The organism is Streptomyces sp. NPDC001604 (assembly GCF_042893475.1).
Taxonomy (GTDB): Bacteria; Actinomycetota; Actinomycetes; order Streptomycetales; family Streptomycetaceae; genus Streptomyces.
On record NZ_JBIAUY010000008.1, the window covers coordinates 104667 to 125937 of the forward strand.

The window sequence follows — 21271 nt, forward strand, 5'->3', positions numbered from 1 at the left end:
TCCTTGCCTCAGAGTGGGGTCAGCCCGCCGCGGAACCGTTCTCGTCGAGCAGCTTCTTGTACCAGTCGCGCAGCTTGTCGCCGCCCTGGCTCTTCCAGTCGGAGATGGCCTGCTGCATGTCGCTGATCTTCTTGTGCCCGCGGATGATGTCGTCCTCGAGCTGCTCGAAGTTGGTGGCGAGGTTGGTGTAGCGGGAGGGCTCGGTGATCTGGAGGCCCCAGAACGAGGACTTCCTGGTGAAGGCGCCCATCCGTTGCTGCCACTCGACCATGGCCCGGGTGTAGTCCGGCAGGTCGGGGTGGGCGATGGTCGCGGCGGGGCTCGCGACCATGACGTAGGCGTTGACGACCTCGTTGTTGCCCTTGTCGTTCTTGACCGGCACGCCGTCCTTGAGCGTGTAGTGGGTGCCCTCGACGCCGTAGTTGGTCATCATCCACTCCTTGGTGCCGTACGGCGCCGCGGTGACGTTGGCGACCGCCAGGGCGTCGTGGATGACGGACTCGGAGGCCTTCTTGTTGATGAAGGCGAAGATGTTGGCCGGGTTCGTGGCGTACAGCGTCGGGTGCCCGCCGTCGTGGCCCCAGATGTCCATGCCCCAGATCTTGATGTCGGGGTTCTGGGTCGAGTACGAGGCCTGCCGCCCGTACCAGTTGGAGATGTCGTCGTTGTAGATCAGGAACTCACCGGCGGCGAACACGGGGGCCGTGTCGCCGATCTGGCCCTTGCCCAGGTAGAAGTTGGGGTGGACGACCTTGGCGGCGAACAGCTTCCGCGTCCACTCGATGGCTTCCAGGTACTGCGGGGTCTCGATGCGGTTGATCAGCTTGCCGTCGACGAGGTTCCACCACAGCGGCTTCTCACCGCCGCCGAGCACCCCGAAGTTGCTGAACGCGGTCCACTTCATGTCGCCGCAGGCCCATCGCTTGGCCCGGGCGTTGGTGATGTCCTTGCACAGGGCCATGAACTCGTCCGCGGACCGCGGGACTTCGTAGCCCTCCTTCTCGAAGATGTCCTGGCGGTAGATCGGCACGATGTTGCCGACGTATCCGGCGGGCATCGGCAGGCCCATCAACTTGCCGCCGAAGATGGAGCGTTGCCAGGCGTCGCTGGGGATCGCCGCGAGGTTGGGGTACGCCTTGATCTTGTCCCCGGAGAGGTACGGGCCGAGGTCGGCGAACTTGCTGATGATGGCGTTCGGAATCTTGCCCATCATGTTCCAGCCGGGGACGACCACCACGTCCGGGACGTCGCTGGAGGCGAGGACCGCGCCGAGTTTCTGGTCGTAGGTGTTGCCGTCCTGGTTGCGCCACTGGACGTCGACGCCGATCAGGTCGTTCATCGCCGTGTAGTAGGCGCAGCCCTGCTTGGGCGGCGAGCCCCAGAACGGCGACATGATGGTGACCTTGCCGCCCTTGCCGAGCTTCTTCGGCACCGACGTCTTGAGGGTGGCGATGTCCAGCTTGCTGGTGAAGCCCATCGCGGAGCCGTTCTTGGACGGGATGTCCGGCGTCACCACGTTGCTGGCCACATGGGCCGGCAGGAGCTTCTTGGCGTTCCTGCCCGACGTGGTCCCCTCACGCGACCCGCCGTCCGAACCACCGCAGGCGGACAGCAGTGGCATCCCTCCCGCCACTGCCGCGGTGGCGACCGCTGTCGAGGCGAGGAAGCTTCTCCGGCTCGGTCCGGAGGAGGTGGAGGTGGAAGCGGCGTTCGGCGTCATTGCGTCAACCCTTCGTGGCGCACCTGGACACCCGGCGGAGGCCGTCGGCTGCGGTGTCGTAAGTGGAACTGGCTGAGCTGAAGCGTTTCTTCGACGTATGAACGGAATGTGCAGTCGAAGCGCTTCGATGTTGCTGTGAGGTTAAGTGAACACACAGGGGCGCACAAGGGTCGCTTCCAAGATTCCTACGCGGCAGGCGAGCGCCCTGCTTTCGTATGCACCGCTTGAAGTCGGGGTGTCGATCTCTTGACACTCGACACCGAGTCGAATGAGCATCGAAGCGCTTCGAAAGCAATCCCGTCGATTCATCGCAGGGGGATCTCCACATGGCCGCACACACGCCGCACACGCCGCCTTTTCGCGATCCACACCTGCCCTTCGCGAAGCGCATCGACGACCTTCTGTCGCGGCTCACCCTCGACGAGAAGATCGGATTCCTGCACCAGTTCGTCCCCGCCGTCGAGCGGCTGGACATCGCCGCGTTCCGCACCGGCCAGGAGGCGCTGCACGGCGTGGCCTGGATGGGCCCGGCCACGGTCTTCCCGCAGGCGGTCGGTCTCGGCGCGACCTGGAACCCGGACCTGGTACGACGGGTCGGTGAGGCCGTCTCCAAGGAGATCCGCGCGATGCGCGCCCGTGACGACCGCGTGGGGCTCAACGTCTGGTCCCCGACCGTCAACCTCCTGCGCCACCCGCTGTGGGGCCGCAACGAGGAGGGCTACTCGGAGGATCCGCGGCTCACCTCGGCCATCGCCACCGCCTACACACACGGCCTGCGCGGCGAGCACCCGACGTACTGGCGTACGGCGCCGGTCCTCAAGCACTGGCTCGCGCACAACAACGAGACGAACCGCGACACCACGTCCTCCTCCGTCCGCCCGCGCGTCCTGCACGAGTACGACCTGCGCGCCTTCCGCGACACGGTCGAGGCGGGTGCGGTGGCCGGCGTCATGCCCGCGTACAACCTGGTCAACGGCCGTCCGAACCATGTCTCGCCGTATCTGCGCGAGCACCTGCGGACCTGGACCGAGGCGGATCTCCTCGTCTGCTCGGACGCGGGCGCGCCGTCCAACCTGGTCGACTCCGAGCACTACTTCGACACGCACGAGGAGGCGACGGCCGCGGCGCTGCTGGCCGGCGTGGACAGCTTCACCGACCACGGCACCGACAGCTCGAAGCTCACCGCGCGGGTGCGCGGGGCCCTGGAGCAGGGCCTGCTCACCGAGTCGGACATCGACACGGCCGTGCGCCGCCAGCTCTCGGTACGTTTCCGCCTCGGCGAGTTCGACCCGCGCTACGACCCGCACGCCGGCACCGGAGAGTTCGACACCCCGGCCCATCGCGCGCTCGCACAGGAGGCCGCCGAGCAGGCGATCGTGCTGCTGAAGAACGACGGCGGTCTGCTGCCGCTCGCCGAGGACGCCCGGATCGCGGTGGTCGGCCTGCTCGCGGACGAGTCCAAGCTCGACTGGTACAGCGGCACGCTCATCCACCGGTCCACACCGCTGGAGGGTCTGTACGAGCGGTTCGGCGCGGAGCGCGTGGAGTTCGCGGAGGGCGTGGACCGCGTCCGCTTCAAGACCTCTGCCGGGACGTTTCTCCACGCCCCGGCGGCCGACGGCGCCGAGGAGCAGGTACGCGGCGCCGAGGGCGCTCTCGACCCGGCCACACTGACGGGCCGCACCGATCTGCCCCCGCTGACCACCGATGCGACCGGTACCGAGTTCGCGCTCATGGAGTGGGGCGAGGGCGTGCTGACGCTGCGCGCGCCCGACGGCCGCTATCTCTCGGTCGCCGAGGACGGCTGTCTGCGCGCCTCCGCCGACCAGCCGGGAGGCTGGATCGTCCAGGAGACCTTCCGCCTGGAACCCCACGAGAACGGGCACCTCCTGAAGCACCTCGGTACGGGTCGCCACGTCTGTGTCGCCGCCGACGGCGTCAAGGTTGCCGAAGCGAACCCGGAAATCTTCGAGGTGATCATCACCGAGCGCGGCGAGGACGCGGTGCGCAGGGCCGCCGCCGAGGCCGACGTGGTCCTGGTGGTCGCGGGCAACGACCCGCACATCAACGGCCGTGAGACCGAGGACCGTACGACCCTGCGCCTCCCCCGGCACCAGGAACGCCTGCTGCACGCCGCGCGCGCCACCAACCCGCACACGGTGCTGGCGCTGGTGTCGGCGTACCCCTACGCGTTCGACTCCGCCCGCCTCCCGGCCGTCCTGTGGACGGCGCACGGCGGCCAGGCGGCCGGCACCGCCCTGGCCAGGGTCCTCGCCGGCGACGTCTCCCCCGCCGGCCGCCTCCCGCAGACCTGGTACGCCGACGACGCCGACCTGCCCGACCTCCTCGACTACGACGTGATCGGCAGCCGCCAGACCTACCTGTACTTCGAGGGCACGCCCCTGTTCCCGTTCGGCCACGGCCTGTCGTACGCGTCGTTCGCGTACGCGGACCTGACGGCCAAGGCGGAGGGCGCCGCGGTGTCCGTCTCCTTCACGGTCACGAACACCGGAGCCATGGCGGCGGACGAGGTCGCCCAGCTCTATCTCCGCGCCGTGGACCCGGCTCTCCCGCGTCCGCGGCGCGAGCTGGCGGCACTCGACCGGGTGCGTCTGGAGCCGGGCGAGCGCAGGGAGCTCTCCTTCGAGGTCCCCTTGTCCGCCTTCGGCTTCTGGGATGTGCACCAGGGCCGCTGGCGCCGTGAACCGGGCCCCTACGAACTGCTGGCCGGTGCCTCCAGCGAGGATGTGCGGCTGCGTACGACGGTGACCCTCGACGGCGAGGCGTCCGCACCGCGCCCCGTGCTGAGCCGGGGTCTCGACGCGGCCGACTTCGACGAGCAGAGCGGCATCGAGATCGTCGACCGCACGAAGGCCGCGGGCGACGCGGTGACCCCGGTGGAGGGCAGGGCGGGTGAACTGCTCTACCGGGACTGCGACTTCGGAAAGGGCGCCGGCGAGGTGTCCGTGACGGTGGCGGGCGAGGGTGTGGTCGATGTGTCACTGGACGGGGGTCCGGTGCTCGCGTCCCTGACGCCCGGGACGCCGACGCCGGGACCGTACGACTACACGACGGTCACCGCCGGGCTCCTCGCCGAGGGTGTCCACGACGTCCACCTCACGCTGCGCGGCCCGCTGCGGCTCGCGCACGTCGGCTTCTCCGGTTGAGGGTCCGGACGAAGCCGACGCAAAGAAGGGGCCCGGCACCGGAAGGCATCGGTGCCGGGCCCCTTCGGGAAGCCTATATGAAAATGGTTCCCATTTACTAGGCCGTCCAGAGGGGCTCTAGAGGGCGAGCCCGGTGAGGACCAGCACCCGCTCGTACGTGTAGTCGTCCATCGCGAACTTCACGCCCTCGCGGCCCACGCCGGACTGCTTGGCGCCGCCGTACGGCATCTGGTCGGCCCGGTAGGAGGGGACGTCGCCGATGACCACGCCGCCCACCTCCAGCGCACGATGCGCCCGGAAGGCGACCTGGAGGTCGTGCGTGAACACGCCCGCCTGGAGGCCGTACTTGGAGGAGTTGACGGCGGCGAAGGCCTCGGCCTCGCCGTCCACCTTCTGCACGGTGAGGACGGGCCCGAAGACCTCCTCGCAGGAGATCGTCGTGTCGGCCGGTACGTCGGTGAGGACGGTCGGCGCGTAGGAGGCGCCGTCGCGGTCGCCGCCGGTGAGCAGCGTGGCACCGGCCTCGACGGCCTCCTTCACCCACGACTCGACGCGCCTGGCCGCGTCCTCGCTGACCAGCGGGCCGACGTCGGTCTTGTCGTCGCTCGGATCGCCGGTGACCTGGGCCTCGACGGCGGCGACGATACGCGGCAGCAACCGGTCGTAGACGGTGGCATCCGCGATGACGCGCTGCACGGAGATGCAGGACTGGCCGCCCTGGTAGTTGGAGAAGGTGGCGATGCGGGTGGCGGCCCAGTCGAGGTCCGCGTCGGAGGCGTAGTCGCCGAGGACGACGGCCGCGCCGTTGCCGCCCAGCTCAAGGGTGCAGTGCTTGCGCGGCACCGAGTCCATGATCGCGTAGCCGACCTTCTCGGAGCCCGTGAAGGAGATGACCGGCAGGCGCTCGTCCTGGACCAGGGCGGGCATCTTGTCGTTGGCGACCGGGAGGATGCTCCAGGAGCCGGCCGGGAGGTCCGTCTCGGCGAGCAGGTCGCCGATGATCAGGCCGGAGAGCGGGGTGGCGGGCGCCGGCTTCAGGATGATCGGCGCGCCGGCCGCGATCGCCGGGGCGACCTTGTGGGCGCACAGGTTGAGCGGGAAGTTGAAGGGCGAGATGCCGAGGACGACGCCCTTCGGGAAGCGGCGGGTGAGGGCGAGACGGCCCTGGCCGCCGGCGTCGGTGTCGAGGCGCTGGGCCTCGCCGCCGTTGAAGCGGCGCGCCTCCTCGGCGGCGAACCGGAAGACGGAGACCGCGCGGCCGACCTCGCCACGGGCCCACTTGATCGGCTTGCCGTTCTCGGCGGAGATCAGCCGGGCGATCTCCTCGGTGCGCTCGGCGAGCCTGCGGCTGACGTGGTCGAGGGCGCCGGCGCGGACGTGGGCGGGCGTTGCGGCGAAGTCCTCGCGGACGGCGTGGGCGGCGGCGACGGCCTCCTCGACCTGGGCGTCGGTCGGCACGCTCACCTTGCCGACGAGGCGGCCGTCCCACGGGGAGGTGACGTCGAAGGTGTCCTCACCCGTGGCCTGGCGGCCGGCGAGCCAGAAGGCGGTGGTGGAAGTCATGGGGTTCCGGCCCTTCCCTGTTGGGGTGCTCTTGTTCGTGGCTTCGGGGTCCACGGTAGGGCGGTGGGGGTGGGGGCGTGTTTGGCCGGGGTGTAGTGGTGGGGGCGGGTTGTACGACGGTTTGGCGGGGTGGTGGTGCAGCCAGCATTTTCCGCCCCCGCCGCCCCTTCCCGTCCCGACCCGGGGGCCGGCCCCCGGACCCCCGCTCCTCAAACGCCGGAGGGGCTGAATTTTCGCCGGCCGGGGCTTGGTCTTTCAGCCCGTCCGGCGTTTGAGGACGAGGCCGTTCAGGCCGAAAGCGGGGGTCTGGGGGCGGCAGCCCCCAGGTACGGGACGGGAAGGGGCGGCGGGGGCGAAGAACTCCTCGGTGGCTACTCCGCAGACGTCGCCTTCAGCGCCAGCCACAACTCCATCCGCACATCCGGATCATCCAGCGACCGCCCCAGAATCTCCTCCACCCGCCGCATCCGGTACCGCAACGTATGCCGATGCACCCCCAGATCCGCAGCCGCCGCATCCCACTGCCCATGCCGCGACAACCACGCCCGCAGCGAGGCCACCAGATCCCCCCGCCCGGTCGCGTCATGCTCGTACAGCGCCCTCAGCAACCCGTCCGCAAACGCCTTCACCGCATCGTCGGCCAGCAACGGCAGCACGGACCCCGCCGCCAACTGCTCGTGCCCCACGAACACCCGCCCCCGCCGCCGGGCCACCGACAACGCCTGCTCGGCCTGCTTGTACGCCGCCGCGGCCGCGATCGGCCCCACCGGCGCCGACGCCCCGACCACCAGCTCGTCCTCCTCACCACCGGCGGCATCCCGCACCGCGTCCGCCCCGCCCCGCGCAGCCTCGACCGCCGCGGCGTACTCCCCACACGCGGTGACCGCCGCACCCCCGTCCGCGGCCAGCACGACCAGCCGCTCCCCCTCGGGCACGACCAGCACGGCCTCCCCCGCCCGCGCGGCCGCCGACTCCATGGTCTCGGCGAGCCCGGCCAGCGGATCGCCGCCCGCGTCGGCGGCGGCGGCCCGCGCGGCCGACTCGGCGATGATCAACCGGAAGGGGGCGTCCAGCAGCCCCCCGTACAGATGGCCCGCGACGGCCCGCGCATGGTCCGGCTCTCCCGCCAGCAGCATGCGCAGCACCGCCGCACCGATCCGCTGTTCCGCGGCGTGCAGCGACCTCGACCGTTCCGTCGTCAGCGTCAGCAGCGCGATCGCCGAGTGGACCGCGTACCGCTCCGCGGTACCGAGCGCAGCCGCCGTCCCCACCGCGAGCGCGGCCCGGGGCCGCCGCCCCGTCCCCAGGGAGTGCAGTTCGACGCGGTCCTCGTTGTCCGGGGGGCCGACCACCGAGGACGCGGGCGCGGGCCGCTCCCGCAGCCGCTCCACGTCCGCCGTGAGCCGAGCGGCCCGCCGCCCCGCCCACTCCGGTGCGGTCGCGACGACGGCGCCCGAGGCGTCGTACAGCGCGGCCCATCCGTCGACCTGCGAGGCGAGCGCGGACAGCACCCCCTCGGGGCCGCCCGTCAGCGCCTGCTTGGTCAGTTCCCGCTGGGCGGCGAAGCCCGCCGTCACCGCCCGGTACTGGTCGGCGGCGATCGCCGCGGACACCGCCTTGCTGATGGCGAGGAAGGGCGTCCGCCGTGGCACCTCGAGCAGCGGCAGGCCCTCGCCCTCGGCCGCGTCCACCAGCGCCTTCGGGATCTCCTCGTAGTTGACCCCGACGGCGAAGCCGAGTCCGACGACTCCCGCCCCCGCCAGCCGCTTCACATACCGCCGCATCGCCTCCGGATCCTCCGCGTCCAGCTTCAGCGCGGTGATCAGCAGCAGCTCCCCGCCCTCCATGTACGGCACGGGGTCGGCGAGCTCGCTGACGTGCGCCCAGCGGACCGGCACGTCGAGGCGGTCCTCACCCGCGCGCACGGTGAGTTTGAGCGCGGAGTGGTGGACGAGCGAGGCGAGTGTCGGGGGCATGAGGCCTTCAGGTCAGGTTTGCGGGGATCGGGCGAACCTTTTGATCTTTTGGCCGCCTGGTATGAACGGCCTGTCCCGATTCTGCCTCACCGTACGGTCACCCGGTCCTGTGAAGTCCAGACTCAGGGCCTGTCCTGACCCCTCAGATCCACCAGCAGTGGCGGCGCATGTTCTCCCTTGACGGTCGTCAGCGACAGCACCGCATGCCCGGGCGGCACCCCGTGCGCCAGCTCGGACGCCGACCACCGCTCGCGTTCGACCTGGCGGACGGTCACGGCCCGTGCGGTGGGCGCCTTGCCGGTGATGACGCGACGGAGCATGTGGACGGCCTTGCCGGCCGGGGTCTCGGCGATGATCTGCCGGTCGGTGACGTCCCGTGCCTCGGTCCACTCCTTGCCCCAGACCTCGGCGAAGTCCTGTCCGTCCCACGGGGTGAGCCCGGACAGCGCCATACGGCATCCGGTGGAGCCGAGCAGCGGCCCGCGCAGCGGCCTCGGCACGTCGTCCAGGGTCCGCAGGGTCAGTACCACTCCGGCGTTCCCGGACCGCAGCCGCTGGATCCCGCGCACCGCCTCCGGGGTCACCACCCCGGTCGCGTCGTCGAGCACCAGGCAGGCGAACAGCGACCGGTCCTCGCGTACCGCCACGCTCGCGGTGAACTGTGCGAGCACCAGCCGCGCCAGCATCCGCGAGGCGTCCGCATGCCCGCGCTCGGGCAGGTCGATGCGCACCCGCACCGGGTGGTCGAGCGCCTTGAGGGAGAACGGCTTGGACTGCCCCGACGTGTCGAAGAACCCCGCGAAGGCGGGCCGGTCCAGCAGCGCCACCCGGTCCGCAAGCACCGCCGCCACATCCCCGGGGTGCCCCGACTGCCGCCGGCGGGCGTCCAGTTCCCGCAGCAGCGACTCCTGTCCGGAACCCTGCAGCGCGGTACGCAGCTCCTCCAGCGGCCCGGGCGATCCGTCCAGGAGCTGCCGCAGCTCCGGTACGGAGGGGAAGCGGCCGTGGACCGCCCGGAAGGGGCCGAGCAGCTGGGCGAGCACGGTCGTGGACCGGCGGCTGTCACTGCCCGGGTGCGGATCGGCGAGGTCCCCGACCAGCGCCTCGGCCAGCACGGCCGCGGCCTCGTCCGGGTCGCTCGTCCCGCCGTACAGGTCCAGGTCGTACACCGATTCCGGATTCCCGATCCGTACGACGACGTCGTAGGCGTCGACGGGTCCGAGCCCCGCGCCCGCCGCGCCGACCACGACGACCGCGGCCCGTCCGGCGAGGGCGTGCAGACAGAGCGACTCGGCGAGCGGCCGCACCACGGTGCCGGTCTTGCCGGAGCCGGCCGGGCCGACGGCTAGCAGGGAGGTGCCGAGCAGCTCGGGGCCGAGACCAAGACCGGCGCCGCGGTAGGCGTACGGGTTGCGGGGGTCGTCGGCGGTCGTGCCGAGCCGTACCTGACCGGTCAGCAGGTCGTGCCGGGCGATCCGGGCCGGCAGGTCGCGCTCCCCGGAAGGGTGCAGACAGGCGGCGGCGCCGTCCTTGAGCACCGCCCCGGTGAACGCGGCGAGGCTGTGCCGACCGGTGCGCACGCCCTGCCAGGCGCGCACGATCCGGGCGTGGTCGACGTCCCGCATCAGCCCGGCCCGCGCCTCGGCGGCGAGGCGTTCGGCGGCGTCGGCGGCTCCGGCGGCGCGGAGCTGGGGCCACTCGGCGGGGTCCTGTTCCGGGGCGGGCGGGCGTTCGGCGCGGGGCGCCGCCCGGTTCCAGGCGGGCGGGCCGTAGCGGCGCCAGATCTCACCCCAGCGGCCGAGCCTCCCGACGCCGATCATGATGATCAGGGCGATCAGCACGTAGTAGGCGTAGACGACCACGACCGAGGCGATGCTGTGCGGCTGGGCCCAGGAGTCGGGGATCATGGCGTAGAGCGGGAGCAGCCACCAGCCGCCGAGGTAGCCGTTCCACAGCAGCGACCAGATCAGCCAGCCGACGAGGAACGCGATCACCGCACCGCTGACCAGCTGGCGGGCGGGGATCAGTTCGGGCTCCTCCTGAGCCCGCGGCCGATGCCCGAACCGCCACACACCGGGCGGTGTCTCCGGGCGCGGCGCCCGGAGCCACGTCAGGAACGCCGAGCCGTCCGGCCGCGGCGGCACGCCGGGTGCGGCCATGGGCCTCGGCGGTACCTCCGGCGGACCTGCCGGACGCGGCACAGGATTCGCATGCGTACCCCGTGTGTCCTGCGTCCCGTCGCTGTCCATCGCCCTCGCTCCCTGACCAGCCGTTCCGTCCACCGTCAGCGGTCAATCTAACGCCCCGGCACGGGGAGTTCACCGCTTACGCGGCCGGGCCCCGCACCGGCCGCCATGTCCACCGCGGACAAACCCGAACCCCCGACAGCGCCCACATGGAGCATGCCCACCCCCCTCCCCCGGTCCTAACCTGCGAGAAAAGAACCCAAGAGTCCGCAAGGCCGCACACCCCCAGGAGCCCCTCATGAGTGCACTTCCGCAGGAGCGCCGGATCGTCACCGCCATCCCCGGCCCGAAGTCGCAGGAACTGCAGGCCCGCCGTACCGCCGCGGTCGCGCAGGGCGTGGGCTCCGTGCTGCCCGTGTTCACCGCGCGCGCGGGCGGCGGCATCATCGAGGACGTCGACGGCAACCGGCTCATCGACTTCGGTTCCGGCATCGCGGTGACCTCCGTCGGCGCGTCCGCCGAGGCCGTCGTACGCCGGGCGTCCGCGCAGCTCGCGGACTTCACCCACACCTGTTTCATGGTCACCCCGTACGAGGGCTACGTGGAGGTCGCCGAGGCCCTCGCCGAGCTCACCCCGGGTGACCACGCCAAGAAGTCCGCGCTGTTCAACAGCGGCGCCGAGGCCGTCGAGAACGCCGTCAAGATCGCCCGCGCGTACACCAAGCGCCAGGCCGTCGTCGTCTTCGACCACGGCTACCACGGCCGTACCAACCTGACGATGGCGCTGACGGCGAAGAACATGCCGTACAAGCACGGCTTCGGGCCGTTCGCGCCCGAGGTCTACCGCGTCCCGGTCGCCTACGGCTACCGCTGGCCGACCGGCCCGGAGAACGCCGGCCCGGAGGCCGCCGCGCAGGCCATCGACCAGATCAGCAAGCAGGTCGGCCCGGACAACGTCGCTGCGATCATCATCGAGCCGGTGCTCGGCGAGGGCGGCTTCATCGAGCCCGCCAAGGGCTTCCTGCCCGCGATCCGGAAGTTCGCAGCCGACAACGGCATCGTCTTCGTGGCCGACGAGATCCAGTCCGGCTTCTGCCGCACCGGCCAGTGGTTCGCCTGTGAGGACGAGGGCATCGTCCCGGACCTGATCACCACCGCGAAGGGCATCGCGGGCGGTCTGCCGCTGGCCGCGGTCACCGGCCGCGCCGAGATCATGGACGCCGCGCACGCGGGCGGCCTGGGCGGTACCTACGGCGGCAACCCCGTCGCCTGCGCGGGCGCGCTCGGCTCGATCGAGACGATGAAGGAGCTCGACCTCAACGCGAAGGCGAAGAACATCGAGGCGACCATGAAGGCCCGCCTCGGCGCCATGGCCGACAAGTTCGACATCATCGGTGACGTGCGCGGCCGCGGCGCGATGATCGCCATCGAGCTCGTCAAGGACCGGACGACCAAGGAGCCGAACCCCGAGGCGACCGCCGCGCTGGCCAAGGCCTGCCACCAGGAGGGCCTGCTGGTCCTGACCTGTGGCACCTACGGCAACGTCCTCCGCTTCCTGCCCCCGCTGGTCATCGGCGAGGACCTCCTGAACGAGGGTCTCGACATCATCGAGCAGGCCTTCGCGCGGATCTGAGCCAAGCGGAATCCCCAGCTCACGCACAGGATGCGCGTCCCATGCGCACCACCCGCCCCAGCTCCGGCATCCCTCGCGATTCCGGGGCCGGGGCGGTGGGCGTCAGGCCGTGTGAAGAACGTGTGCGAGGTGGATGTCGGGACGCGATTCCGTCTGTCTTCCGCCCATCCCCTGCCGTAGGTTCTACCCAGATGAGAGATACACCCCGCTCACAGGGGACTGTGGGCGATTTCAGGCCGTGGCCTCCCCAGCTACGACCTGGTCGTGCCCTCGCGCACACACACGGAGCTTCCGGCTCCGGATCTCCTCACCGATCGGACAGTCGCCCGCCCCAAACCCCCCGGGGTGGGCGTCGATCCGATCTGATCGGCCGCCTCGGAACTCTCCCCCCTGTTCCGGGGCGGCCGGCCTCCTTCCTTCTCCTTCTCGGGCTTCCCGCCCTCCTCTTCGCGCTGATCACCTGGCAGGTCGTCTCGGACGGCCTGCTGCTGGGCGTGGACCGGCGGGTCAGCGGCGCCCTCGCCCACCCCGACCGCTTCTCGGAACTCCTCGCCGACCTGGGCAACATCGGGGTGGCGGTGCCCGTGCTCGCCCTCGTCCTGGGGTACGTGGCCTGGCGGGCCCGTGCGGTGGGGACGCACCGCTGGTGGCTGCCGCCGCTCGCGGCCGCGCTGCTGATGGCGCTGGTCCCGGCCCTGGTCGTCCCCCTCAAGGAACTGATCGACCGCCCGGGCACCCCCCTCGTGCCTCCGGCGACCGGCTACTACCCGTCCGGCCACACCGCGACGGCCGCCGTCGCCTACGGCTCGGCGACCCTGCTTCTGCTCCCCTGGCTCCGCGCGGTGCACGCCCGCCGTGCGCTGCTCGCCGCCTGCGCCGTCGTCAATCTCGCCGTCGGTTTCGGGCTGGTGCGGCGCGGCTATCACTGGCCCCTGGACGTCGTGGCCAGCTGGTGTCTGTGCACGGTGCTGATCGCGTCCCTGTGGATGTTCCTGGCCCGCGTCGGCCGCGCGGGGGCCGACGCGAGTGCGGTGAGTGCGCGTAGCCCGTCTTGCGAACCGTCTTTGCAGCCGCCGCCTGTGTAGACCTCTGGCCATCAATGGCCCGTCAGCTGTCCTCCTCACGCGCCAGGCGCGCCGCCGCCTCGTGCATGGCCAGTTCGAGGAGCGAGGGGTCCGTGAGGGTGCCCGAGCCGTCCGGCGGGACCAGCCAGCGGACACCGCCCGTCGAGCGTCCCGGGTACGGCACCACGATCCAGGTGCCGGCCCCTGCCGTACGGATGCCGGTGCCGAGCCAGCGGGCCGCGGTGCCCGGCGGCACGAAGAAGCCCATGCGGGCGTCCCCGAAGTCGACGAGCACCGGGCCCGGCCGGTCGAGGAAACGGGTCAGGACGTCGAGCGTGGCGTAGCCGAGCTCGGCCGGAAGGATGAGCACGTCCCAGGCCTTGCCCGCGGGCAGCAGCGCGATCCCCAGGGGATTGCGCTCCCACTCCCAACGGCAGGCCTCGGGATCCGGAGCAACGGACGCCAGCCACTCGACCGCCGTGTTCGCCCCAGCCATGAGGAGACCTCCTGTCTCTCCTGGACGCTGGTCGCGTCACGGGAGAGAGGGTGGCCCCCCGGCGGGCATTACGCGGGTTTTCCCGACCCGATGAAGTGAGCTGGGTCACAATCATCGCGCATCGGGTGCCTCAGCTGTCGAAACCGAGCCCGAGCCGGTCCATCGTCCGCAGCCAGAGGTTGCGGCGGCCGCCGTGTGCGTCCGCGCGGGCCAGGGACCATTTGGTGAGCGCGATGCCGGTCCAGGCGAACGGCTCGGGCGGGAACGGCAGCGGCTTCTTGCGGACCATCTCCAGCGAGGTCCGCTCCGTGCTCTCCCCCGCCAGCAGGTCCAGCATCACCTCGGCGCCGAAGCGGGTGGCGCCCACGCCGAGGCCCGTGTAGCCCGCGGCGTAGGCGACGTTGCCCTGGTGCGCGGTGCCGAAGAACGCCGAGAAACGCGAGCAGGTGTCGATCGCACCGCCCCACGCGTGGGTGAAGCGGACGCCCTCCAGCTGCGGGAAGCAGGTGAAGAAGTGCCCGGCGAGCTTGGCGTAGGTCTCCGGACGGTCGTCGTACTCGCGGCGCACCCGGCCGCCGTAGTGGTGGACCGCGTCGTAACCGCCCCACAGGATGCGGTTGTCGGCGGACAGCCGGAAGTAGTGGAACTGGTTGGCGCTGTCCCCGAGGCCCTGGCGGTTCTTCCAGCCGATCGACGCCAGCTGCTCCTCGCTGAGCGGCTCGGTCATCAGCGCGTAGTCGTAGACCGGGACGGTGTAGGCGCGTACGCGCTTGATCAGGTTCGGGAAGATGTTGGTGCCGAGCGCGACCTTGCGGGCGCGGACGGAGCCGTAGGGGGTGCGTACGGCCATGCCGGCGCCGTACGGCTTCAGAGTGAGGGCGGGGGTGTGCTCGTAGATGCGGACGCCGAGGGCGAGGCAGGCGCGCTTGAGGCCCCAGGCGAGCTTCGCCGGGTGGAGCATGGCGACGCCTCGGCGGTCCCAGAGGCCGGCCTGGAACGTCGGTGAGGCGACTTGTTCCCGTACCGCTTCCGCGTCCAGGAACTCGACGCCCTCGGCGAGGCCCGCGCGTTCCATCTCCTCGTACCAGTCACGCAGTTCCCACGCCTGGTACGTCTCGGTCGCCACGTCGACCTCGCCGGTGCGCTCGAAGTCGCAGTCGAGGGAGTGCCGGGCGACCGCCTTCTCGATCTCGTCGAGGTTGCGGGCGCCCAGTTCCTGGAGCTTGTGGATCTCGTCGGGCCAGCGGGTCAGGCCGTTGGGCAGGCCGTGGGTGAGGGAGGCGGCGCAGAAGCCGCCGTTGCGGCCCGAGGCGGCCCAGCCCGCCTCGCGGCCCTCCAGCAGGACGACATCCCGTGCAGGGTCGCGCTCCTTGGCGATGAGCGCGGTCCACAGTCCGCTGTAGCCGCCGCCGACGACCAGCAGATCGCAGGTCTCGGCGCCGGTGAGCGCGGGCTCGGGGTGGGGCTTGCCGGGGTCTTCCAGCCAGTACGGGACCGGCTGTGCGTCGGAGAGAGACTTTGTCCAGTTGTTGCCACGGCTCATGGCGCTTGGGGCCATGATTTCAACTCCCTACAGGGTTTCTGCGATTACGCCTTTTGCTTGTTGCGGCGATTCCCGATGAGCATCGAGGAAAGGACCAACAATACGGCGACGAGGAACATCGTCGTACCGATGACATTGATCTGGACGGGCGTTCCGCGCTGTGCCGAGCCCCAGACGAACATGGGGAAGGTGACGGTCGAGCCCGCGTTGAAATTGGTGATGATGAAATCGTCGAAGGAGAGCGCGAAGGACAGCAGCGCGCCGGCGGCGATCCCGGGGGCCGCGATGGGCAGGGTGACGCGCAGGAAGGTCTGCGCCGGGCCGGCGTAGAGGTCCTGCGCCGCCTGCTCCAGGCGCGGGTCCATGGACATCACGCGCGCCTTGACGGCGACGACGACGAAGCTGAGGCAGAACATGATGTGGGCGATGAGGATCGTCCAGAAGCCCAGCTGGGCACCCAGGTTGAGGAACAGGGTGAGCAGCGAGGCCGCCATGACGACCTCGGGCATCGCCATCGGCAGGAAGATCAGCGAGTTCACCGTGCCCCGCGCGCGGAACCGGTAGCGGACCAGCGCGAAGGCGATCATCGTGCCGAGGACGGTGGCGCCGATCGTCGCCCAGAGGGCGATCTGGAGGCTGATCGACAGCGAGCCGCACATGTCGGCGACACCGCAGGGATCCTTCCAGGCGTCCGTGGAGAACTGCTGCCACTGGTAGTTGAAGCGCCCCTTCGGTTTGTTGAAGGAGAACACCGTGACAATGACGTTCGGAAGCAGGAGATATCCGAGCGTCAGCAGTCCCGCGATGACGACGAGATGGCGCTTGAGCCAGTTGAGGACGGACATTTAAACCAGATCCTCCGTCCCGGACTTGCGAATGTAGAGGGTGACCATGAGGAGAATCGCGGCCATGAGGATGAAGGAGAGGGCCGCCGCCGTCGGATAGTCCAGGATCCGCAGGAACTGCGTCTGGATGACGTTTCCGATCATGCGCGTGTCGGTCGAGCCGAGCAGTTCGGCGTTGACGTAGTCGCCGGCCGCCGGGATGAAGGTCAGCAGCGTGCCGGAGACCACGCCGGGCATCGACAGCGGGAAGGTGACCTTGCGGAAGGTGGTCCAGGGTTTGGCGTACAGGTCGCCGGCCGCCTCGTGGAGCCGCCCGTCGATGCGCTCCAGCGAGGTGTAGAGCGGCAGGATCATGAACGGCAGGAAGTTGTACGTCAGTCCGCAGACGACCGCGAGTGGCGTGGCCAGGACGCGGTCGCCGGAGGTCCAGCCGAGCCAGTTGGTGACGTCGAGGACGTGCAGCGTGTGGAGGGTGCTCACCACCGGGCCGCTGTCCGCGAGGATCGTCTTCCAGGCGAGGGTGCGGATCAGGAAGCTGGTGAAGAACGGCGCGATCACCAGCACCATGATCAGGTTCCGCCAGCGGCCCGCGCGGAAGGCGATCAGATACGCCAGCGGGTAGCCCAGCAGCAGACACAGGACGGTCGCGGCGGCCGCGTAGAGGACCGAGCGCAGGAACTGCGGCCAGTACTCGGACAGCGCGTCCCAGTAGGTGGCGAAGTGCCAGGTGACCTTGTAGCCCTCCTCCAGGGAGCCCGTCTGTACGGACGTGGAGGCCTGGTAGATCATCGGCAGCGCGAAGAAGACGATCAGCCAGAGGATGCCGGGGAGCAGAAGCCAGTACGGCACCAGGCGGCCGCGTTTGCGCGGGGGCTTGGTCTCGGGGGCGGGCGCCAGGGGTGGCGCCTCGGTGACGGCGGCCATCAGGCGGCGTCCTCCTCGACCTCGGCGACACCGGCGTCGATGTCCTGAGCCGCGTCGAGGCCGAAGGTGTGCGCCGGGTTCCAGTGCAGGACGACCTCGGCGCCGGGCACCAGCCGGGCGTCGCGGTCGATGTTCTGGGCGTAGACCTCGAACTCGGGGCAGACGGGGCTGTCGATGACGTACTGCGTGGAGACGCCGATGAAGCTCGAGTCGGCGATCCTGCCGGTGATGCGGTTGCGGCCCTCGGCGATCTCGCCCGCGTCGTCGGCGTGGGTGAGGGAGATCTTCTCCGGGCGGACGCCGACCAGGACCTTGCCGCCGGTCGTCGTCGGTGCGGAACATCGCGCCTCGGGCAGCACCAGCTTGCCGCCGCCCGCCTTGAGGACGATGTCGTCGCCGTTCTTGGTGTCGACCTCGGCCTCGATGAGGTTGGAGGTGCCGAGGAAGTTGGCGACGAAGGTGGTGTTCGGGTTCTCGTAGAGGTCGGTGGGCGAGCCGAGCTGTTCGACGCGGCCCGCGTTCATCACGGCGACGGTGTCGGCCATGGTCATGGCCTCCTCCTGGTCGTGCGTGACATGGATGAAGGTGATGCCGACCTCGGTCTGGATGCGCTTGAGCTCCAGCTGCATCTGGCGGCGCAGCTTGAGGTCGAGGGCGCCGAGGGGCTCGTCGAGGAGGAGCACCTTCGGGTGGTTGATCAGGGCGCGGGCCACGGCCACGCGCTGCTGCTGGCCGCCGGAGAGCTGGTGCGGCTTCTTGCGGGCCTGCTCGCCGAGCTGGACCAGCTCCAGCATGTCCTCGACCTGCTTCTTCACCGACTTGATGCCGCGGCGGCGCAGACCGAAGGCGACGTTCTCGAAGATGTCGAGGTGCGGGAAGAGGGCGTAGGACTGGAAGACCGTGTTCACCGGCCGCTTGTACGGCGGCAGATGCGTGACCTCCTGGTCGCCGAGGTGGACGGTGCCGCTGCTGGGCTCCTCCAGGCCGGCGATCATGCGCAGGGTGGTGGTCTTGCCGCAGCCGGAGGCGCCGAGCAGGGCGAAGAAGGAGCCCTGTGGCACGGTCAGGTCGAGCGGGTGCACGGCGGTGAAGGAGCCGTAGGTCTTGCTGATGCCCGAGAGGCGGACGTCGCCGCTGTTGTCTGTCGTCATCTTCGTCACGCCCCTGTGAGCTTCGCGAACTTCTGCTGGTAGGCCGTCTCTTCCTTCGAGCTCAGCGAGCGGAAGGCGTGGGACTTCGCCTGCATGGCCTGGTCGGGAAGGATCAGCGGGTTCTCCGCCGCCGACTTGTCGATCTTGGCAAGGTAGGGCTTCACGCCCGCGACCGGGCTCACGTAGTTGATGTACGCGGCGAGTTCGGCGGCCGGCTCCGGCTCGTAGTAGTAGTCGATGAGCCGTTCGGCGTTCGTCTTGTGGCGTGCCTTGTTGGGGATCAGCATGTTGTCGGTGGACGTCATGTAGCCGCTGTCCGGGATGATGTAGCCGACATTGGGGCTGTCCGCCTGGAGCTGCACGATGTCACCGGCCCACGCGATACAGGCCGCGAAGTCGCCCTTGGTGAGGTCGGACGTGTAGTCGTTGCCCGTGAAGCGGCGGATCTGGCCCTTGTCGACGGCCTTCTGAAGCCGGGCGATCACCGCGTCGTAGTCGTCGTCGGTGAACTTCGCCGGGTCCTTGCCCATGTCCAGCATCGTCATGCCGATGCTGTCGCGCATCTCGGTCAGGAAGCCGACGCGGCCCTTCAGCTTGGGGTTGTCGAGCAGGTCGGAGACCGACTTCACCTCGACGCCGTCGAGCGCCTTCTTGTTGTAGGCGATGACCGTCGAGATGCCCTGCCAGGGGTACGAGTAGGCGCGCCCGGGGTCCCAGTCGGGGCTGCGGAACTGGTCCGAGAGGTTGGCGAAGGCGTGCGGCAGGTTGGACGGGTCCAGTTTCTGGACGTAGCCGAGGCGGATCATGCGGGCGGCCAGCCAGTCGGTGAGCACGACGAGGTCGCGGCCGGTGTCCTGGCCCGCGGCGAGCTGCGGCTGGATCTTGCCGAAGAACTCGTCGTTGTCGTTGATGTCCTCGGTGTACTTGACCGTGATGCCGGTCCGCTTGCGGAACGCGTCCAGCGTCGGACGGTGCTTGCCGCTGTCGTCCACGTCGATGTACTCGGGCCAGTTGGAGAAGTTGATCACCTTCTCCTTCGCCGAGTGGTCGTCGGCGGACACACCGCCCTGTGTCTTGCCCGCGGCGGGGATCCCGCAGCCGGTCAGCGCCGCGAGACCCCCGACGGTGAGCGCGCCGCCCGCGGAGGCGCGCATCAGGGACCGTCGGGTCATCGCCGCCCGGCCGTTGCTCAGGCTGCGCCGCATCGCGGCCGCCACGGCCGGTGTCGGGCGGTCGGGCTCGTACTGCTCCATGCGCGTGGTGCCCTTTCGGGAGTGTGGCCGCCGGTCGTGCGGCCGGTTCGGCTAGCGGTCCCCGAAGACGGTGCGGTGCCAGTCCTTCCTGGCCACCGCCGTGTTGTCGAACATGACGTGCTTGATCTGCGTGTATTCCTCGAACGAGTACGCGGACATGTCCTTGCCGAAGCCGGACGCCTTGTACCCGCCGTGCGGCATCTCGCTGATGATCGGGATGTGGTCGTTGATCCACACACAACCCGCCTTGATCTCGCGGGTGGCGCGGTTCGCCCGGTAGACGTCGCGGCTCCACGCGGAGGCGGCGAGGCCGTACGGGGTGTCGTTGGCGAGCCTGATGCCGTCGTCTTCGCTGTCGAAGGGCAGGACCACCAGCACCGGTCCGAAGATCTCCGACTGGACGATCTCGCTGTCCTGGGCGGCGTCCGCCACCAGGGTGGGCCGGTAGTAGGCGCCGCTCTCGAGCTCGCCCTTGGGGGCCTCGCCGCCGGTCACCACGCGCGCGTAGGCGCGCGCCCGGTCGACGAAACCGGCGACGCGGTCACGCTGGACGTGCGAGATCAGCGGGCCGAGGTCGGTGCCGGCCGCGAAGGGATCGCCGAGCCGGACGGTCTCCATCAGCGCGGCGGTCCGCTCGACGAACGCCTCGTAGAGCGGGCGCTGCACATACGCACGCGTGGCGGCCGTGCAGTCCTGTCCGGTGTTGATGAGGGCGCCCGCGACCGCGCCGTTGACGGCGGCCTCCAGGTCCGCGTCGTCGAAGACGACGAAGGGCGCCTTGCCGCCGAGCTCGAGGTGGAGGCGCTTGACGGTGGCGGTGGCGATCTCGGCCACGCGCTTCCCGACGGCGGTGGACCCGGTGAAGGAGGTCATGGCCACGTCGGGATGGCCGACGAGACGCTCACCGGCCTCCTTGCCGGTACCGGTGACGATGTTGATGACACCGTCCGGGATTCCGGCGTCGGTGGCCGCCTGCGCGAACAGCAAGGAGGTGAGGGGGGTCAGCTCGGCGGGCTTCAGCACGATGGTGTTGCCCGCGGCGATCGCCGGGAGGATCTTCCAGGCCGCCATCTGGAGGGGGTAGTTCCAGGGCGCGATCGACCCGACGACCCCGATGGGCTCCCGCCGCACGTACGACGTGTGATCCCCGGAGTACTCACCGGCCGACTGCCCCTGCAGATGACGGGCGGCGCCCGCGAAGAAGGCGGTGTTGTCGATGGTGCCCGGGACGTCGAACTCGCGGGTCAGCTTCAGCGGCTTGCCGCACTGCAGGCTCTCCGCGCGGGCGAACTGCTCGGCGCGGTCGGCGAGTACGGCGGCGAAGCGGTGCAGCGCGTCGGAGCGTTCGCCGGGGGTGGTGGCGGCCCAGCCGGGAAAGGCCTCGCGCGCGGCGGCCACGGCCGCGTCGACGTCGTCGGGGCCGGCCAGTTCGTAGGTGTACACCTCCTCGCCCGTCGCCGGGTCGACGACCGCGTGCGTACGGCCGGAGGTGCCCTTCGTCAGGCGGCCCGCGATGAACTGCGCGCCGTCCGCGAAGCGGTCCTGGGCGGGGAATCGTTCCGGGGTGGCGGTGCCCGGGTTCTGCATGTCGCTCTCCTCCGCCGTCGCCCCGTGGATTCAGGGGGCGGGTGGCGTAGCTCCAGCTCGATTTGAGTGCCGATCCTGACAGAGCTATGGCACTCCTACAAGGGATTCCGTTGTTGCCTTTCGGTTACGCGACGGAATCTGTCGACCAGGTGTCGAGTGAGCT

The 21271-nt window shown here is 70.2% G+C and carries 14 protein-coding genes; 3 read left to right on the top strand and 11 right to left on the bottom strand.

The annotated features are described in order from the left end of the window. Positions 1-19 precede the first annotated feature (19 nt). Positions 20-1720: an extracellular solute-binding protein gene (locus ACFY1E_RS22905; RefSeq protein ID WP_389078847.1), complete on the bottom strand. Its 1701-nt coding sequence runs from the start codon at positions 1718-1720 to the stop codon at positions 20-22. A 326-nt stretch (positions 1721-2046) separates the two neighbouring features. On the opposite strand from ACFY1E_RS22905, the gene ACFY1E_RS22910 reads away from it, so the two are divergent. Beyond that, complete coding sequence (locus tag ACFY1E_RS22910) at positions 2047-4887, top strand: glycoside hydrolase family 3 C-terminal domain-containing protein (protein WP_389078850.1); 2841 nt, start codon at positions 2047-2049, stop codon at positions 4885-4887. Between the two features lie 117 nt (positions 4888-5004). Here the strand turns inward: ACFY1E_RS22910 and ACFY1E_RS22915 are convergent, their stop codons facing one another. From ACFY1E_RS22915 to ACFY1E_RS22925, 3 genes are all read right to left on the bottom strand, one after another. Then, a complete protein-coding gene (locus ACFY1E_RS22915; RefSeq protein ID WP_389078852.1) occupies positions 5005-6450 on the bottom strand; it encodes an aldehyde dehydrogenase family protein in 1446 nt (481 codons plus the stop codon). 371 nt (positions 6451-6821) lie between these two features. Next, complete coding sequence (locus ACFY1E_RS22920) at positions 6822-8426, bottom strand: PucR family transcriptional regulator (RefSeq protein WP_389078854.1); 1605 nt, start codon at positions 8424-8426, stop codon at positions 6822-6824. A gap of 122 nt (positions 8427-8548) precedes the next feature. Continuing rightward, positions 8549-10675 carry an ATP-binding protein gene (locus tag ACFY1E_RS22925; protein ID WP_389078857.1) on the bottom strand — a complete coding sequence of 709 codons (2127 nt, stop codon included), beginning with the start codon at positions 10673-10675 and terminating at the stop codon, positions 8549-8551. A 235-nt stretch (positions 10676-10910) separates the two neighbouring features. Between ACFY1E_RS22925 and gabT the strand changes: the two genes are divergently transcribed. Beyond that, on the top strand, positions 10911-12245 hold the full coding sequence (gabT, locus tag ACFY1E_RS22930) for a 4-aminobutyrate--2-oxoglutarate transaminase (protein ID WP_389078859.1): 1335 nt from the start codon (positions 10911-10913) through the stop codon (positions 12243-12245). A 221-nt stretch (positions 12246-12466) separates the two neighbouring features. Beyond that, complete coding sequence (locus tag ACFY1E_RS22935) at positions 12467-13330, top strand: phosphatase PAP2 family protein (RefSeq protein WP_389078862.1); 864 nt, start codon at positions 12467-12469, stop codon at positions 13328-13330. A 22-nt stretch (positions 13331-13352) separates the two neighbouring features. Here the strand turns inward: ACFY1E_RS22935 and ACFY1E_RS22940 are convergent, their stop codons facing one another. The 7 genes from ACFY1E_RS22940 to ACFY1E_RS22970 form a co-directional block, all read right to left on the bottom strand. Then, positions 13353-13805 carry a hypothetical protein gene (locus ACFY1E_RS22940; protein ID WP_389078864.1) on the bottom strand — a complete coding sequence of 151 codons (453 nt, stop codon included), beginning with the start codon at positions 13803-13805 and terminating at the stop codon, positions 13353-13355. Between the two features lie 130 nt (positions 13806-13935). Continuing rightward, positions 13936-15363 carry an NAD(P)/FAD-dependent oxidoreductase gene (locus ACFY1E_RS22945; RefSeq protein WP_389078867.1) on the bottom strand — a complete coding sequence of 476 codons (1428 nt, stop codon included), beginning with the start codon at positions 15361-15363 and terminating at the stop codon, positions 13936-13938. Positions 15364-15392: 29 nt separating this feature from the next. Beyond that, positions 15393-16193, bottom strand: a complete 801-nt coding sequence (locus ACFY1E_RS22950) for an ABC transporter permease (RefSeq protein WP_344404790.1) — start codon at positions 16191-16193, stop codon at positions 15393-15395. Beyond that, the gene (locus ACFY1E_RS22955) at positions 16194-17117 is read right to left on the bottom strand and encodes an ABC transporter permease (protein WP_389078870.1); all 924 of its coding nucleotides are present in this window, start codon (positions 17115-17117) and stop codon (positions 16194-16196) included. It abuts the gene before it with no gap. Continuing rightward, complete coding sequence (locus ACFY1E_RS22960; protein WP_389078873.1) at positions 17117-18268, bottom strand: ABC transporter ATP-binding protein; 1152 nt, start codon at positions 18266-18268, stop codon at positions 17117-17119. The genes ACFY1E_RS22955 and ACFY1E_RS22960 overlap by 1 nt, the downstream gene beginning before the upstream one ends. 5 nt (positions 18269-18273) lie before the next feature. Further along, a complete protein-coding gene (locus tag ACFY1E_RS22965; RefSeq protein ID WP_389078875.1) occupies positions 18274-19521 on the bottom strand; it encodes a PotD/PotF family extracellular solute-binding protein in 1248 nt (415 codons plus the stop codon). Positions 19522-19572: 51 nt separating this feature from the next. Further along, positions 19573-21108, bottom strand: coding sequence for a gamma-aminobutyraldehyde dehydrogenase (locus tag ACFY1E_RS22970; RefSeq protein WP_389078878.1), 1536 nt, complete (start codon positions 21106-21108; stop codon positions 19573-19575). Positions 21109-21271: the final 163 nt, after the last annotated feature.